Source organism: Polynucleobacter sp. UK-Gri1-W3, assembly GCF_018881595.1.
Lineage (GTDB): Bacteria > Pseudomonadota > Gammaproteobacteria > Burkholderiales > Burkholderiaceae > Polynucleobacter.
This window is the reverse complement of record NZ_JACVQA010000003.1, coordinates 45,253-59,931: the sequence shown is the minus strand read 5'-3', so window position 1 is coordinate 59,931 and position 14,679 is coordinate 45,253. Positions and strand designations below refer to the sequence as shown.

The 14,679-nt window shown below is 45.2% G+C and carries 15 protein-coding genes; 6 read left to right on the top strand and 9 right to left on the bottom strand.

Translation table 11 applies throughout. The annotated features are described in order from the left end of the window. Positions 1-81 precede the first annotated feature (81 nt). The 4 genes from ribBA to ICN36_RS04490 all read left to right on the top strand — a co-directional run bounded on the left by ribBA (position 82) and on the right by ICN36_RS04490 (position 3,879). Positions 82-1,212 carry a bifunctional 3,4-dihydroxy-2-butanone-4-phosphate synthase/GTP cyclohydrolase II gene (gene ribBA / locus ICN36_RS04505; protein ID WP_216227206.1) on the top strand — a complete coding sequence of 377 codons (1,131 nt, stop codon included), beginning with the start codon at positions 82-84 and terminating at the stop codon, positions 1,210-1,212. A 46-nt stretch (positions 1,213-1,258) separates the two neighbouring features. Further along, a complete protein-coding gene (gene ribH, locus ICN36_RS04500; protein ID WP_215359080.1) occupies positions 1,259-1,771 on the top strand; it encodes a 6,7-dimethyl-8-ribityllumazine synthase in 513 nt (170 codons plus the stop codon). A 5-nt stretch (positions 1,772-1,776) separates the two neighbouring features. Beyond that, complete coding sequence (nusB, locus tag ICN36_RS04495; protein ID WP_216227205.1) at positions 1,777-2,286, top strand: transcription antitermination factor NusB; 510 nt, start codon at positions 1,777-1,779, stop codon at positions 2,284-2,286. A 120-nt stretch (positions 2,287-2,406) separates the two neighbouring features. Then, entirely contained in the window at positions 2,407-3,879 is a 1,473-nt protein-coding gene (locus tag ICN36_RS04490; RefSeq protein WP_216227204.1) for an NAD-dependent succinate-semialdehyde dehydrogenase, read from the top strand. Positions 3,880-3,936: 57 nt separating this feature from the next. On the opposite strand, the gene trmB is transcribed toward ICN36_RS04490, so the two are convergent. Genes trmB through ICN36_RS04470 form a run of 4 tightly spaced genes read right to left on the bottom strand, consistent with a single transcriptional unit; the run spans position 3,937 to position 7,063 of the window. Then, on the bottom strand, positions 3,937-4,740 hold the full coding sequence (gene trmB / locus ICN36_RS04485) for a tRNA (guanosine(46)-N7)-methyltransferase TrmB (protein ID WP_370623417.1): 804 nt from the start codon (positions 4,738-4,740) through the stop codon (positions 3,937-3,939). 2 nt (positions 4,741-4,742) lie between these two features. Continuing rightward, a complete protein-coding gene (locus ICN36_RS04480) occupies positions 4,743-5,678 on the bottom strand; it encodes a UDP-glucuronic acid decarboxylase family protein (RefSeq protein WP_216227202.1) in 936 nt (311 codons plus the stop codon). Positions 5,679-5,719: 41 nt separating this feature from the next. Then, positions 5,720-6,178, bottom strand: coding sequence for a DUF2721 domain-containing protein (locus ICN36_RS04475; protein WP_216227201.1), 459 nt, complete (start codon positions 6,176-6,178; stop codon positions 5,720-5,722). 39 nt (positions 6,179-6,217) lie between these two features. Beyond that, entirely contained in the window at positions 6,218-7,063 is an 846-nt protein-coding gene (locus ICN36_RS04470) for an undecaprenyl-diphosphate phosphatase (protein ID WP_216227200.1), read from the bottom strand. A 120-nt stretch (positions 7,064-7,183) separates the two neighbouring features. On the opposite strand from ICN36_RS04470, the gene ICN36_RS04465 reads away from it, so the two are divergent. Further along, positions 7,184-8,809, top strand: coding sequence for a TolC family protein (locus ICN36_RS04465; protein ID WP_216227199.1), 1,626 nt, complete (start codon positions 7,184-7,186; stop codon positions 8,807-8,809). A 3-nt stretch (positions 8,810-8,812) separates the two neighbouring features. On the opposite strand, the gene waaC is transcribed toward ICN36_RS04465, so the two are convergent. From waaC to rfbB, 5 genes are read right to left on the bottom strand one after another with little or no spacing between them, the layout of a single operon-like run. Continuing rightward, on the bottom strand, positions 8,813-9,880 hold the full coding sequence (gene waaC, locus ICN36_RS04460; RefSeq protein ID WP_216227198.1) for a lipopolysaccharide heptosyltransferase I: 1,068 nt from the start codon (positions 9,878-9,880) through the stop codon (positions 8,813-8,815). 39 nt (positions 9,881-9,919) lie between these two features. After that, a complete protein-coding gene (gene rfbC, locus ICN36_RS04455) occupies positions 9,920-10,486 on the bottom strand; it encodes a dTDP-4-dehydrorhamnose 3,5-epimerase (protein ID WP_216227197.1) in 567 nt (188 codons plus the stop codon). Beyond that, on the bottom strand, positions 10,483-11,412 hold the full coding sequence (gene rfbA, locus ICN36_RS04450; RefSeq protein WP_216227196.1) for a glucose-1-phosphate thymidylyltransferase RfbA: 930 nt from the start codon (positions 11,410-11,412) through the stop codon (positions 10,483-10,485). The genes rfbC and rfbA overlap by 4 nt, the downstream gene beginning before the upstream one ends. A gap of 40 nt (positions 11,413-11,452) precedes the next feature. Continuing rightward, the gene (rfbD, locus tag ICN36_RS04445; RefSeq protein WP_216227195.1) at positions 11,453-12,427 is read right to left on the bottom strand and encodes a dTDP-4-dehydrorhamnose reductase; all 975 of its coding nucleotides are present in this window, start codon (positions 12,425-12,427) and stop codon (positions 11,453-11,455) included. A gap of 27 nt (positions 12,428-12,454) precedes the next feature. Next, positions 12,455-13,513: a dTDP-glucose 4,6-dehydratase gene (rfbB, locus tag ICN36_RS04440; protein ID WP_216227194.1), complete on the bottom strand. Its 1,059-nt coding sequence runs from the start codon at positions 13,511-13,513 to the stop codon at positions 12,455-12,457. Between the two features lie 162 nt (positions 13,514-13,675). Between rfbB and ICN36_RS04435 the strand changes: the two genes are divergently transcribed. After that, complete coding sequence (locus tag ICN36_RS04435) at positions 13,676-14,641, top strand: glycosyltransferase family 10 domain-containing protein (RefSeq protein ID WP_216227193.1); 966 nt, start codon at positions 13,676-13,678, stop codon at positions 14,639-14,641. Positions 14,642-14,679: the final 38 nt, after the last annotated feature.

The following is a 14,679-nucleotide window of genomic DNA, read 5'->3' as shown; positions in this document are numbered from 1 at the left end:
CCAAGGCTCTTACCGTCAGAAAGATGGGATATTGCAGTAGGACCGAACAACAAGTAGGTCCTGCGCTTAAAATAGAGGGATATGCCAAATACCCTTGCCTCCACCGAAGAAATTATTGCCGAGCTCAGCGCTGGCAAAATGGTGATCCTCGTCGATGAAGAAGATCGCGAGAACGAAGGCGATTTAGTCATTGCTGCCGATCACGTCACTGCAGAGGCCGTGAATTTCATGGCAAAACATGGACGCGGCTTGATTTGCTTAACCTTGACGCGTGAGCGCTGCCAACAATTGAACCTTCCACTGATGGTGCGTGATAACGGCACATCAATGGGAACCAATTTCACGGTATCTATTGAGGCAGCAACTGGGGTTACTACTGGAATCTCAGCAGCCGATCGTGCGCTCACTATTAAAACTGCCGTAGCACCAAATGCCAAGCCTAGTGATTTAGTTCAACCTGGGCATATCTTCCCATTGATGGCGCAACCTGGTGGCGTACTCATTCGCTCTGGCCATACTGAAGCGGGCTGTGACTTAGCAGCAATGGCAGGATGCTCACCTACTTCTGTGATTTGTGAAATCATGAAAGACGATGGCAGCATGGCGCGCCTTCCAGATCTCCTTGAGTTTGCAGAAGAGCATCAATTAAGAATTGGCAGCATTGCAGATCTCATTCAATATCGCAGCCAACATGAAAGTATTGTGGTGCGCGAAGGTAGTAGAGAATTCATCACGCCTTGGGGGAAATTCCAAGGCATCATTTATCGCGATACTCCAAGCTCATGCATTCATATTGCATTGGTGCATGGCAAACCTTCTGAAGCTCAAGAAACCTTGGTGCGCGTGCATGAGCCAGTTACCGTCTTGGATTTCCTAGACTCTAACGTCAGCACCCATTCTTGGCCACTAGCTAAAGCCCTAGAGGAGATTGCTTCTTCATCCTCTGGTGTTGCAGTGCTGCTCAATGCCTCTGGCATTGCCGCTCCAAATGATCAAGATTGGTTGGCACAGTTTCAGAAACTGAATCAATCACAAGAAGAAGCCAAGAAACCTTTGGCCAGAAAAACGGATTTCAGAAGCTACGGTATTGGCGCCCAAATATTAAAAGATATCGGCGTAGGCAAAATGCGTTTACTAGCCAATCCAAGCCCTGTTCCAAGCCTCTCTGGTTATAAGCTCGAAGTGACAGACTATAAGCCCTACACTTCCTAACAAATCTAACAATCATCACAGTATTAAATAATTTTAGAAAATTGATATGACTAGCACTAATGACTTTGTAGGTGTATTAGAAGTAGACCTTAACGGCCAGGATTTACGTATTGGTGTTGTACAAGCGCGCTTTAATGAAGACCATTGCGTTGCGCTAACGAACTCTTGCATCAATGAACTAATCTCTCTTGGCGTTAGTCAATCTGATATCAAGCTCGTGACCGTACCTGGGGCACTTGAGATTCCCTTTGCACTGCAAAAGCTAGTTGAGACCGGCGAGTTTGATGGTTTAGTTGCCCTTGGTGCAGTGATCCGCGGCGAGACATACCACTTTGAGCTTGTCTCCAATGAATCTGCTGCTGGCATTACACGCATCTCTATTGACTCTGGATTGCCAATCGCTAATGGTGTGCTCACTTGCGACACAGATGAACAAGCGCTTGCGCGTGTTCAGGTTAAAGGTGCAGAATGCGCTCAAGCAGTAGTAGAAATGGCGAACTTAGCCTTGGCATTGACCCCTGATATCGATATCGAAATCAACTCGAGTGAAGAAGAATAATTCGCATGTCTACATCTAGCCAAAACCCACCCAATCCGCAAGCCGGTAAAGAATTAAAGCCAGCACCAAAGCGCTCGCTCACACCTCGTCGTCGCGCTCGTGAATATGCCCTTCAGGGTGTATATCAAAGCCTTGTGATGCGTCGTGCCGGCAGCATTCCGAATGGCGCTGCGATTGCGAAACAACTTGCCGAGGACCCTGCATTCCGTCGCTGCCAACTCGAGCTCTTTCAGGGCTTATTTGATGGCGTATTGGCTCGCACCGATGAATTAGAAGCCATCATCACCCCGGCGCTAGATCGCCCGATTAATGAGCTTTCTCCCGTAGAGCACGCAGCACTACTCATTGGCGCTTATGAACTAGCGGTAGACCTCTCAGTGCCCTACAAAGTAGCAATCAATGAAGCGGTAGAGCTTGCCAAAACCTTTGGTGGCACAGATGGCCATAAGTATGTGAACGGCGTATTAGACCTACTAGCCCAGAAACTGCGAACCACGGAAACTCAAGCAGGCTAAAACCTCCAATTAGCAGCCCACAATATCTGCCTTCAAGCCTAAACCGCTTGGAGGCTTTTTTATTTATAGAGGGATAAAATGATCTATATCGATTACAGAGCAAGAACGGGGCAATAGATCATGCAAAAAGTAGATATCCGCAGCCAACTCAAAGATTCCAGTCTTTTTAGAGAAGACGCTTTTATCGATGGCAAATGGATTGAATCCAAAAAGACTTTTGCAGTTAGCAACCCAGCAACCGATGAAATCATTGCTAATGTTGCTAACTTAGAAACTCATGATGCCGAACAAGCTATCGCTGCAGCAGAAAAAGCCCTGCCAGCATGGCGCAGCAAACTTGCTAAAGAACGCGCCTCGATCATGCGCAAGTGGTTTGATCTCATTATTGAAAATACACAAGACCTTGCAAAGCTGATGACCCTTGAGCAAGGCAAACCTTTGGCTGAAGCTGCTGGTGAAGTCATTTATGGGGCCTCTTTTGTAGAGTGGTTTGCTGAAGAAGCGAAACGTGTAGAGGGTTCAATTTTAGGAACTACCTGGAGCGATAAACGCCTGATGGTTTTGAAGCAAGCAATTGGTGTCTGCGTAGCGATTACTCCATGGAACTTTCCGATTGCGATGATTACGCGCAAGATTGCGCCTGCATTAGCTGCTGGCTGCACGATTGTGATTAAACCTGCTGAATTGACTCCGCTATCCGCATTGGCTCTTGCCGAACTTGCCAAGCGTGCTGGTATTCCGGATGGGGTCATCAATATTGTGACTGCTGATGCAGATCAATCGATTGTTATTGGCAAAACTCTATGCTCTTCACCTACAGTGCGCCACTTATCTTTCACAGGCTCCACAGAAGTTGGGCGCATTCTGATGGAGCAGTGCGCCCCTACTGTTAAGAAGCTCGCTCTTGAGTTAGGCGGACACGCACCGTTTATCGTCTTTGAAGATGCTGACATTGATGCTGCAGTTAGTGGTGCCATGGCTTCGAAGTTTAGAAACTCAGGTCAGACCTGTGTATGCGCAAACCGCTTTTATGTCCATAAAAAAGTACACGATCAGTTTGTTGAAAAGTTTGCCAAAGCGCTTGCCATCATCAAAGTAGGCAACGGCATGGCTACCGGCGTTACCCAAGGCCCCCTGATTGAAACTGCTGCCCTTGATAAAGTAAAGAAACATGTTGCAGATGCTCTCAGTAAGGGTGCAACACTAGTGACTGGCGGCAAACAGTCGATTGAAGGCAAGAACTTTTATGAACCAACCATCCTCGCCAATGTAAACAGTCAAATGCTCATTACTTATGAGGAGACATTTGGTCCGGTAGCACCGATCATCCCATTTGAGAGTGACGAAGAAGTCATCAAGTTCGCAAACAGTAGTCAGTTTGGTCTGGCATCCTATTTTTACAGCCGAGACATTGGCCGCGTTTGGAAAGTAGCCGAGGCGCTGGAATACGGCATGGTAGGCGTTAATACGGGATTAATCTCAAATGAGGTTGCACCCTTTGGCGGCATCAAGCAATCCGGTCTCGGGCGTGAAGGCAGCGTCTACGGTATGGATGAATACCTCGAAATGAAATATGTCTGCGTAGGCCTATAAGCCTATGAACCTAAAAAGCGCTTGATTTTTTTCTTGGCGCCTTAGTTTCTTCATTTTTTATTTCTTTATATAAACCAAATCCCAAACACCGTGGCCTAGCTTGATGCCACGGTTCTCAAATTTGGTGACTGGGCGATAGCCTGGTCGCGCCACATAACCCGGATGCTGAGCATTGATCTGTTCAAGAGTGGGTTTAAATTCATTACAAACCTCACCGGGCTTAGCAATATCTTCAGGGATAAAAGTTTCCACCCTCACAAATTCGTCAGAAGTGTTTTGTAAAAGGGATTCTGCATTGAGAACCAAGAGCATTTGCTCAGCATAGTTATGCCAATCCGTTGCTAAATGCAAATATGCGCCGGGCTTCAATCTAGAGACCAACAACTTCACAAACTCAGCCTGGATCAGGCGACGCTTGTGATGACGCCTCTTATGCCACGGATCAGCAAAGTAAATATGAATGCCATCTAAAGAGTCTGGAGCAATCATATTTTCCAAAACCTCAACAGCATCGTGGCGAATGAGTCTGAGATTACTCAGCTGGTTTTCACCAATGAGTTTTAGTAAGGCGCCGACACCTGGAGGATGAACCTCAATTGCCAAGAAGTCATCGTCTGACCTTAAGGCAGCAATCTTGGCGGTAGTCTCGCCCATGCCAAAGCCTATCTCCAGTATCTTTGGCTTGTTTGAGCCCTGGAACGCCTCTATTAGATTGAGATTGGAGGGTTGATATGGAACTAAAAACTGAGGGCCTAATTCTTCAATGGCACGCTGTTGACCAGCGGTAGTTCTCCCTGCCCTCAAAACAAAGGAGCGAATACGCTCATCAAAGCGCTTCCCAGAGGTATTGCTATCAACCACCACTAACCAACAACTTTCTCAAAGTATGCAATCGTCTCTTTCAGACCATCCTCTAGATTGACCTTAGGCTGCCAACCAAGTTTAGCTATTGCTAGCTCGATATTCGGTTGGCGCTGCTTAGGATCATCCGATGGGAGCGGCTGATAAACGATTTTCGATTTGCTACCAGAGAGTTTAAGAATCGTTTCGGCCAATTGCAGCATAGTGAACTCTCCAGGATTGCCAATGTTGACTGGGCCTGTAAATCCCTCCTCCGAGTTCATCATTTTGACCATAGCTTCAATTAAGTCGTCGACATAGCAAAAGCTTCTGGTTTGCTGACCATCACCATAAATGGTGATGTCTTTGCCTTGCAATGCTTGCACAATGAAGTTGCTCACAACTCGGCCATCATTAGGGTGCATGCGTGGACCGAAGGTATTAAAGATGCGTACTACTTTGATATCTAAATTATGCTGACGGTAATAGTCAAAGAACAAGGTTTCAGCGCAGCGCTTACCCTCGTCATAACAAGAGCGAATCCCAATGGGATTGACCTTGCCCCAATAACCCTCTGGCTGAGGATGCACCTCTGGGTCACCATAGACCTCACTCGTAGAGGCTTGCAAAATACGAGCTCTCGTTCTCTTCGCCAGACCGAGCATGTTAATAGCGCCGTGCACACTAGTCTTGGTCGTTTGCACAGGATCATATTGATAGTGCACCGGGGATGCTGGGCAAGCTAAGTTGTAAATCTGATTGGTTTCTACATAGAGTGGGAACGTCACATCATGGCGCATGAGCTCTAAGCGGGAGTTTGGAAACAAGTGGGCCAAGTTCTCTTTGGTGCCTGTGAAATAGTTATCCACTACCAATACATCATTGCCCTCTTTGAGGAGTTTTTCAGTTAGGTGGGAGCCTAAGAATCCGGCGCCACCAGTGATGAGGATTTTGTTCATATTTGATCTTTTATAGAAGGCAATATTTAATCAAGCGGCCATTAACCTTTTTTTGGAGTATTCCAGCCAGCCGATCGGTAAGCGTAGACAACTTCAGTTAATACAATTGATAAAGAGGTCATGAAGAAAATAAGTCCCAGAACAAAAGTCCAAATGACATAAGCCGTCTGCAAAGAACGCACTGCGCCCGCTTGAAAGAAAAACAACTCAAGAACTGTCAAGGAAATAAATACACCACTAAGTACATCAAAAAAGATAGCGGCAGTACAAAGACGGCCCCGAATTTGGGCTTCATCAGCTTCTTTGTTCATATGCTGTAAAAGCACAGCATCTTTTACTTCACCTCTATCAATAGAATGCCGAATCGCACGCATGCGATCAACCGAGCGAGCTAAGCGCCCAGAAATCGCATTAATCAAGGTGGCTACAGCAGTTAACAAAAATACAGGGGCAAGTGCCAGCTGAATATTATTGGTAATTGCGTCTATTGATACATCCATATTAAATTCCGTTAACTTTGATTAAAAACATTATTTAGATCAGCGAGACCAGGCAATCAGTCCGCTGTAAGAGGTAAATAGCACTAGTAAACCAAAAGCAATTCGATACCAAGCAAATGGAATGAAGTTATGGTGGGCTACGTAATGAATCAGCCAACGTACACAAATAAACGCTGAGATAAATGCAGCAATGAAACCGACAATGATCGCTAGCGTAAATTCTCCGGAAAAGGCTACTGGCGCTTTCCAAAGCTTAAGTAACTCATAAGCAGTAGCGCCACCGATGACCGGGATTGCCAAAAAGAATGAGAACTCTGTAGCAACAGCGCGAGGTAAGCCAAACAACATGCCGCCAATAATCGTTGCGCCTGAACGGGATGTTCCCGGAATTAATGCAGCACATTGGGCTATGCCAACCTTTAACGCATCTAAAGGCGTGAGGTCGTCTACTGTTTTAATGTGACTAGAAACGTCAGCGCGATTTTGCTGGCGACGTTCGGCCCAAAAAATAACTAAGGCTCCCACAATAAAAGCACTGGCTACCGGAATCGGTGAAAACAATACTGCTTTGATATATTTTCCAAATAAGAAAGCCAAACCCATAGCCGGAACAGAGGCAATCAATAGGTTTAAAACAAAGCGTCGCGCAATGGCACTGCCGGAAAAGGAAGAGACAACTTTGATGAGCTTTTGGCGAAACTCCCAACAAACCGCCAAAATCGCGCCAAACTGAATAATGACCTCAAAAGCCTTGCCTCGATCATCATTAAAGTTGAGCAAATCGCCAACCAAGATAAGATGCCCGGTACTTGAGATCGGTAAAAACTCCGTTAATCCCTCGACCACACCCAGAATGACTGCTTTTAGTAACAAAATTAGATCCATAGGCCAAATTTTATAGGCATATGGATGCAATTTCGAAGATTTGGCAAAATAGCTTCTAAATGAGCATTTTGAATAAATTAGCCTTAAACTGCATGGCACATTGAAAAGTATCCGAGTTACATGACCCCAGCCCGCTTTAGACTTTCTCGACTTACAGCCTTTGGTTTGATCCTGAGTCAATCGCTCGGTCTTGGCACATGGTCATCTCAGGCATTGGCGCAAAGCCCCAATGCTGCCGCAAGACCCGCTTTACCTACTCCAATGAGTGCATCTACCCTAATTGGACTTGAGCAGCCCCCACAGATGATTCCGCCGCCAAGCAAACTAGCGGTACCGGCAGTTACAGCACCCTCTAATTTGAACGGCAATAAAATTGCCGATACCAAAGGGCAATTAAACGATTTAATTCAGCTATATCAAGAAGCTGCTTTTAGCGACCCAGTATTAACTGCTGCTCGCTTTAATTACCAAGCAAGCAAAGAGCTCTACTGGCAAGGCTTTTCCTTGTTGATGCCGCAGGCTAATGCCACCCCTGGTGGTACCCGCTACTATCAGCATGGTGTGGGCAGCACCGTAGTTTCAAACAACTCTGGTAACTCGCGTGTCTTTGATCAAAAAAGTTACACCGTCACACTCACTCAACCTGTTTTTAACGTTGGCGCATTAGAACTTTTCAAACAGGGCGATCTCAATACCAAGCTGGCAGATATGCGTTTTTTCTTGGCGCAGCAAGATTTAATCTTGCGGGTATCGCAGGCCTACTTTGATGCGCTGACTAGTCAAGATAACGTAGCACTCTATAAAAGCAAGAAGGACTTGATTAAGCAACAGCTTGAATCTGCACAGGCAAAATTTGATGCTGGCTTAGCAACGATTGTGGATGTGAATACTGCTCAAGCAGCCCTTGATCTAGCAAACTCTCAAGAAATCACCGCTCAGGCTGATCTGATTGTGAAGCGCGGTGCACTAGAACAAATTGTTGGACGCCCAGTGGGAGCGTTAAAGCCGCTAGTGAAGGATGCCAAAATTGAAGGTGTTCTCAAAGATCCGCGTAGCAAGAGTAAAGATTCCAAAGGCTACCCCATTGCTGAGAGCGTAAACCCACTGCTTCCTCCTGGACAGACTCTCGATGATTGGATCAACCAGGCGGAATCTGCAAACTTTAATGTCTTAGCAGGACAGCTATCCGTGAGTCTTGCAGAAAGTACTTATCGCGGCGCCCAAGCTTTAAATTATCCTACTATCAACTTAGTTGGCACATCGGGATACAACACTTCGAATGGCACGCCTAACAACTACACGCCATCGAGCACCAATGTGTACAACAATACCTTGAGCCTACAAATGACGATTCCACTGGTTTCAGGTGGATATAACAGTTCTGTCATTCGTCAAAATGCTGCCTTAGTAGATGCAGCCAAAGCCAACTATGACAACTATCGTCGTGCTGCCGCTCAAAATACTCGGACTGCCTTTACAGGCTTTTATGGTGGCTTAGCTAGCGTTAAGGCTTATGAAGCAGCAGAGCGCTCTACCACCTCTGCATTAGAGTCCAGCAAGCTGGGATTCCAAGTGGGCACCTTAATTAATATTGATGTATTGATTGCATTGGATTCTGTTATCAATACTCGCTCATTGTTGCAGCAAGCACGCTATAACACCATCCTGAGTGCCATTCGATTAAAAGCCAGTGCCGCTACATTAACAGATGAAGATTTAATAGCGATTAACTCTTTATTGCGCTAGGCTCTAGGTCAATAAACTTAAAGAAGCCTCGATGACTTCTGCCACCTGTGGTGGTGCCTGTATATCACCCACATTGCGAATATTGGTAGACCAGTATCCTTCGGTCTTCCATCTTGGCGAATCACAATAAATTTCTACTGTAGGCTTACCTAAAACAGCTGCAAGATGTGTGAGGCCCGTATCAACACCCACAGTCAGTGCAGCGCCTGCGATCACCGAAAAAGCCTCTTCAATTGAAAATGCCCGAGGCACCAAAGCATTTGGAATATGTGCTGCAATCTCATTACTCACCACTTTCTCGGCCAAATTCCCCCAAGGTAGAACAACTTGATAGCCACGGGTAGCTAGCTCCTTACCCAAAGCTATCCAGCTTTCATTGGGCCAACGTTTAGCTTCTCTGGCAGTCGAATGAAAGCACAAAACATAAGGTGACTTTAATTCTTTTAAGATCGCACCTGAATTGACGCCCAGAGAATCAACATAAGTCTTTGGATAAAACTGAGGTGCAATGGTGCGATCAACCAGTAGCCAATCTAGAGCCGATGACATAACCCATCGTGAACGATCTACTGCATGACATTGCGTTGGCACTTGCACAGACTGGTTATAAAAAGATCGAGCAATAGACTCATACCCAGAAAATTCTGTGGCGTTGGCGAGGCCTGCAATTAATGCATTAGGGGCTTTATTTGCTAGAGAGCAAACAATTGCTGACTTAAGCAGGCCTTGAGTCTCAATGATTACATCATAAGCAGTTTCCTGGAGCTCTTTCTTAAATGCAAAAAACTGCTGCCAGGTAGAGAGCTTAAATAAATTCTTTTTCCAGCGACGCAAACCAAATGGAATGATGCGATCAATTCCTTTAAAGCCATTCTTACTTAAAAGAGGTTCAAGCAAATGAACATAACCCTCTTCAACCACCCAATCAATTTGCGCATCAGGTAAACGTGAACGCAAATCCCAAACAATTGGAAGGTTATGCAGCACGTCCCCTAATGAGGAGAGTTTTACCAGCAAAATCCTGGGATTTGACGGGAGATCCTTTGAATAGGTTGAAGATAAATCACTCATGTGAGGATTATCTTATCTTTTTGAAATTGTCCAAGGTGACTAGAACTTGGGTGCTGCATCCCATGAAAGACCTGCCGCATCCTTGGCATTCATATTAGGCTGAATACCGGCAGGCAATGGCCACTCAATTCCTACGGTTGCATCATTCCAAGCAAGGCAGGCTTCGCTCTGTGGATGGTAATAATCCGTCGTTTTGTAAAGAAATTCAGCCGTTGGCGAGAGCACCAAAAAACCATGCGCTAATTGCGGCGGAATCCACAATTGCTTATGGTTTTCTGCGCTCAACTCAACACCCACCCACTTGCCATAAGTTGGTGAATCTTTGCGAATATCCATAGCCACATCAAATACACTACCAGCAACAACCCGCACTAATTTGCCCTGAGTCTTCTCTATTTGATAATGCAAGCCACGCAAGGTCCACTGACGAGAAAAGGAATGGTTGTCTTGCACAAACTGAACATCCAGCCCAGTAGCTTTAGCGAAGTCCTCTGCATTGAATGACTCAGTAAACCATCCGCGCTCATCGCCAAATACTTTTGGCTCCACAATAAAAACATCATGAATTGCAGTAGGTGTTAACTGCAATTTAGAGGTGGAACTCATTTAGAAACCTTCTTGGCAGAAAGTGAAATCGGTTGAGCGGAGCTATTGAGCTCATTCAAAATCTTGCCCAAGTACTGGCCATAACTATTTTTACTTAACTGCGCAGCAACCTTCTGTACTTCTTCGGCACTTATCCAACCCTGACGATAAGCAATCTCTTCAGGGCAAGCCACCATCAAGCCTTGGCGCTTTTGCAAGGTGGCAATGAAACCAGCGGCATCTAGCAATGAATCATGAGTGCCCGTGTCAAGCCATGCAAATCCACGGCCCATGATCTCTACATTAAGCTCATTCTTTTCAAGATAGACGCGATTGACATCGGTAATCTCGAGCTCGCCACGAGCACTAGGCCTAATGGAGGCGGCAATATCGCAAACCTGATTGTCATAAAAATATAAGCCCGTTACTGCATAGTTACTACGGGGTTTTAAGGGCTTTTCTTCAATCGACAATGCCTTGTAGTCTTTATCAAACTCCACTACGCCATAACGTTCTGGATCATTCACGTGATACGCAAATACAGATGCACCCGAAGTGCGATCGTTTGCACTATTAAGTTGATCCACTAATTCATGGCCATAAAAAATATTGTCACCAAGAACTAATGCGCTGGGATTATTTCCAACGAAGTTTTTCCCTAGCGTAAATGCTTGCGCTAAACCATCTGGCGAAGGCTGCACGCAATACTCAATATTGAGACCCCACTGGGAACCATCGCCCAAGAGCTCTGAAAATCGCGGAGTATCTTGTGGAGTAGAAATTAACAGAATGTCACGAATACCAGCCAGCATTAAGGTGCTTAATGGGTAATACACCATAGGCTTGTCATAGACTGGCATTAACTGCTTAGACACTGCCTGAGTCACTGGATAAAGACGAGTGCCAGACCCGCCAGCCAAGATGATGCCTTTGCGATTTACAGCCATGAATAACCCCTATGTCAGCATCACTGGCAAACCTGAGGTATTAAATCAAACCCTTTAAGGCTAGCTTAGATACGTATTCTTGAACTATGCCATCCCAGGCTGGGAAATTCGGCATATTTTGAGGATCATTATAAGAGTTTGAGGCTTTAGAAGCCTGATTTTGCAGGGCGGATCGCAGTTTGTGGCTATCCATACGGGAATTCATTGGCCTTGGCGCTGGGAGGGGATATTCAACAGCCAGAATGGGTTTAATAGCGGCTGGCTTAGCCTTTAGTTCTATGCCAGCATCAAGAGCGGCCTGAATCACAAAAGAGGCCAAACCATGCCAAGTAGTCTCACCTGATGGTACGGCGTGATAAATACCCGATGGGAACTGTTTTATCTTCCATTCTGAATCTAGCGCCAAATCTAGGCTTACCTTTGCAAGCCAATCTGCACTGGTGGGAACCCCATGCTGATCATGAATCACTTTTAACTCTTCACGCTCTTTTGCTAAGCGCAAGATCGTGCGTATGAAATTGCCACCATCTCCATAAACCCAACTGGTTCTAAAAATAGCAAATTGACCTTTTGAAGAATTTGCAAATATTTCCTCAATTGCCTGTTCACCAGCAGCCTTACTCTTGCCATAAATACTGAGCGGATTACGAGGATCACTCTCAACGTAAAAGCCATCTTTACTACCATCAAATACATAGTCAGTTGAGTAGTGTAGAAGGGTAGCGTCATTACCCACAGCATACTGCGCCATAAGCTGTGGTGCCTTGGCATTTACCTCATAAGCCAAATCTATTTCAGTTTCAGCCTTATCGACTGCCGTGTAAGCAGAGGCATTAATGATCAGATCTGCCTTGACTGCGCTAAGTTGGGCAAGAACTTCCTCTTGTTTGCCGAGATCGCACTCTGCCCTACCGAGATAAGTTACGCGTAGATTTACAGACACTGGAAGTTGATCAAATAAATCTTTGAATGCTTTACCCAGCTGACCATCTTTTCCGAAAACTAAAATATTCACGCAGTTATTTAATCTAAGTATTTATGGTTAGTTGTATTGTTTTTGTAACCAGTCGCGATAAGACCCACTCACCACACCATCAATCCAAATAGGGTTATCTAGATACCACTGAACCGTCTTTCGAATGCCCGTATCAAAGGTCTCAGCTGGCTTCCAGCCTAACTCGCGCTCTACCTTGCTGGCATCAATCGCATAACGGCGATCATGGCCTGGACGATCTTTTACGTAGGTAATTTGATCAACATAAGGCTTGCCATCGGCACGAGGTTTGAGCTCATCCAAGATAGTACAAATGGTTTTCACCACATCGATATTGGCCTTTTCATTCCAACCACCGATGTTGTAAGTCTCACCCAATTTACCCTTAGCCAACACTTCACGAATAGCGGAGCAATGGTCACCAACATAGAGCCAATCGCGAATCTGTTGGCCATCGCCATAAATAGGCAATGGCTTGCTATTGAGCGCGTTCAATATCACCAAAGGAATTAATTTTTCTGGAAAGTGATAAGGCCCATAGTTATTAGAACAATTGGTGGTTACTACTGGAAAGCCATAGGTATGAAACCAAGCGCGTACTAAATGATCTGAGGCTGCCTTCGATGCCGAGTAAGGGCTATTGGGCTCATATGAATTTGTTTCCGTAAATGCTGGATCGGTTAAAGATAAGGAGCCATAGACTTCATCAGTTGATACATGATGAAAACGGAATTCTTCTTTAGCCTTTCCTTCAAGACCGTTCCAATACTCACGAGCGCACTCTAGCAAATTAAACGTACCAACAATATTGGTTTCCACAAAATCTGCGGGCCCATGAATAGATCGATCCACATGACTCTCTGCAGCAAAATTCACGATTGCGCGAGGTTTGTGCTCTTTCAATAATTTAGCGATTAGTTCTTTGTCGCCAATATCACCATGCACAAATACATGGCGCTCATCATTCTTTAGAGAATCTAGTGTTGCCAGGTTACCGGCATAAGTTAACTTATCCAAATTAACAATTCCTTCTGCCTTTGGGTCGGCTAGCCAATCCAAAACAAAATTACCACCAATAAATCCCGCGCCACCTGTCACTAAAATCATGCAACCCCCAAAACCCAGAATGAAGTTATAGAACCTTTAAATGCTCAACTGCCCTCAATGATACCAACTCATCAATTCAAGATTTGAGCGTTTTCGAGACGTATATCAAGGTAGTTATTACAATTGAAAACTTCATATAGGCATCTAGAAAGCAAAGTATTTATGAATGTAATCCGCATATCTACCCTGGGGGTGCCTAGCGACTATAAATCCAGCCTTGTTCCTGCTATATGTCATCACCTTGGCTACCAGATTGAATGGGTTGAGCCAAAAAAATGTGATTTGATGATCATCGGATCGTTTCACAATTTAGGCAAGAAGAAGTTAGCCTGGTGCCCTAAACCTCTGAGACCCTTAGTTACTAGCTTAAATGATGGGATTCAATCACTTGCCTCTCTTGCCTCTACATCCCATAAGCAACCTTTAATTCTGTTCCAGACTGGCGAAAATCTTCGGCATGACTTTGTGTCCAATGACTACGCTCTAACTTTCGATCTGGGAGTCCCTGCCCCACATCACTTCCGCATGCCTTACTGGATGGAAGTGGCCGACTGGTCTGCACAAGGAGTAACTGGTAACACCAACCCAAGATACGGTAAATTATTAGATATCAATCGCCTCTTGCAACCGCTTGGCAAAGATTTTCTGATGCGCCCCCAAAAGGCAGCGATATTTGCATCCCATCTCAGAGAACCCAGAGGCACACTATTAAATGCTGTGAAGAGTCAAATTGAGGTGGTGGAGTTTGGTAAGTCATTTAATCCACTCATCAAAAATCATTCAGAGAGCGGCTTAATTAAATTTGATGAGCTCCAGGCGTTTGCCTTTAATTTATGCCCCGAAAATGGCATGCACCCTGGTTACTACAGCGAGAAAATTCCAGAAGCGTTTATGGCGGGATGCCTACCCATTACCTGGGCGGATGAAAATGTAAAGGTCGACTTTAATCCGCAAGCGTTTATTAATTTAGCGCCGATGTCTGCAGATCACTTTGCTGAACTAGGCCAGATACTCCATTCGCAAAGTAGGCTTGCACAGTATGCAGAGCAGCCTTTGCTATTACAAAAGCCTTCACTTGATCCCCTGAAAAGCTACCTAAAGAATATTATTCAGACAGCCCTTAGTTAAGGAGAATACGACAATAGCTGTTAATTTTAATGGCTGTT